Source organism: Bartonella sp. AP57NXGY, assembly GCF_042195805.1.
Taxonomy (GTDB): Bacteria; Pseudomonadota; Alphaproteobacteria; order Rhizobiales; family Rhizobiaceae; genus Bartonella.
Map to the genome: position 1 here is coordinate 1 of NZ_JBHIOZ010000130.1, position 2,106 is coordinate 2,106.

Annotated in this window: 2 protein-coding genes; both read left to right on the top strand. The window is 45.8% G+C overall.

Annotated features, from left to right (window positions below; translation table 11 throughout):
- The first annotated feature begins 114 nt into the window (after window positions 1-114).
- On the top strand, window positions 115-330 hold the full coding sequence (locus tag ACFIL8_RS08410; RefSeq protein WP_375641003.1) for a hypothetical protein: 216 nt from the start codon (window positions 115-117) through the stop codon (window positions 328-330).
- Window positions 331-993: 663 nt separating this feature from the next.
- On the top strand, window positions 994-2,106 hold a 1,113-nt coding region (locus ACFIL8_RS08415), incomplete at its 3' end, for a PBSX family phage terminase large subunit (protein WP_375689413.1).

The following is a 2,106-nucleotide window of genomic DNA, read 5'->3' on the forward strand; positions in this document are numbered from 1 at the left end:
GCATGAGGACGTGGACTGGAGGAGACTTCGGTGCATATGGTGTTTTTTGGGGGTACATGGCGTCTGGGGTGGTCTGTTTGAAGAGGGGCCGGCAAGATGCTTTTATGGCGATGCATGAGGGGCGCGATACCTGAAAGATGTTGGGGAGTGCTTGATGATATTTGCTGTTTTGGACATCTGGTGAAGATTTGGTTTTTTCTCGTTATTGAAGGTGTGGAGATATCAAAAACAGTTTCGCGTATTGAGATTGTACCAGTGAATGCAAAAAATAGTGAACCGGAGAAGCATGATACCTCGATAACTGAGGCTTGTGATATTGAAAAATGTTAGGCTGAGGTGGGTGATGTGGGGTGATGTCTTGCAAGGGGGCTGCTTTGGTGATTGCCTATCTTGAGGGGATTGAAGCGGAGGCTATCGTGTTTGTGGGCGCTCGTGATATTGGGAAGGGGCTTTGGTGAATGATGCCGTAAGGGCCCCCGTGTGCTGGAGGGAATTTGGTGCAGGGTATTTGTGTGGTGGATATGGAACAGTGTTTTGATGGGGGAGGGGCATGAAACTTGAGAGAAGTGTTATGCTTGCGGGATGCATGTGTTTTGGTGGGGGTATCTTGGGGGATAAAGTGTGAGGATTGGTGATGCTTGAGAGGCATGATATTGGAGGATGTTGGGCTTTGGATATGCCTGAGAGCCATGTGCTGAGGCTATGATTTGGTTGGGGGGATACCTTGCTTGTGGTTGGGGGATGACAGGCGCGGTGTTTGAGGGGGTGGGGCTTTTGTGCCTTGGGGGCTTGGGGCGCATAGGTGGGGTCAAGGGGATCTCATGCAAAAAAGTGAAATTTATTGAATATTAGGATGAAGAAAAGATAAAGCGCTGCTTTTGAGAAGGGCGTTTTTCGTTCAATTGCTCTTTTCGTTCAATTGCTCTGGGATCATTAAACTTGGGATAAGCAAAAGGGTGCAGCGCAATTATTGCTAAAGTATGAAAATTTATAATGACAACTGTTCAGAAAATTTCTCAAAAAATTGAGCAGAAAACGGCTCAAGTGGCTCTTATTCCAAAGCTTATTCCTGTTTTTACTGGAAAAGCAGATGTGCGAGCCGCTTGGGGAGGACGGGGTTCTGGAAAAACACGTTCTTTTGCTTTGATGTCGGCTGTGGTGGGATATCGCCATGGAATGGCTGGAGAACGCGGGATTATTCTTTGTGCAAGGCAATTTCAAAATTCTCTTAATGAAAGTTCTTTGGAGGAAATTAAACGCGCTATCGAGTCTTATCCTTTTTTACAAGACTATTATGAAATCGGCGATAAATATATTAAGTCAAAAGATGGACGGATTGTCTATGTGTTTGCTGGGCTTGATCGCAATATCGCAAGTATTAAATCAATGGGACGCGTTTTCCTTTGTTGGGTCGATGAAGCCGAGCCCGTGACAGAAACTGCTTGGCAAACACTTATTCCAACTTTGCGCGAAGAAGGAAAAGATTGGAATGCAGAATTATGGGTCACATGGAACCCATGCCATGAAAATGCAGCCGTGGAAAAACGTTTCCGAAATGTCGATAATCCTCATATCAAAGGGGTGGAAATCAATTGGCGTGATAATCCGCAATTTCCTGAAAAACTCAATCGTGATCGAATGGACGATTTGCAGCAAAGACCAGAGCAGTATAACCATATTTGGGAAGGCGAATATCTCCAAGCTGTCCAAGGGGCTTATTATCAGAAATGCCTGCTGGAAGCCGAAATGGAAGGGCGGATTACCACTGTTCCACGGGATCCTTTGATGCAGGTGAGAATCTTTTGGGATATCGGGGGAACAGGAGCAAAGGCCGATGCTACCGCATTGTGGGTGGCGCAATTTGTTGGACGTGAAATCCGAGTGCTCGATTATTATGAAGCCCAAGGACAACCTCTCTCAGAGCATGTGGGCTGGGTTTTTCAAAGGGGATATGAAAAGGCTCTTATGGTTTTGCCTCATGATGGCGCAACAAAAGATCGTGTCTATAATGTGAGTTTTGAAAGTGCCCTTCAACAAGCCGGTTTTCAAACCAAAATAATTCCTAACCAAGGAACAGGCGCTGTTAAAATGCGTATCGAAGCCGTA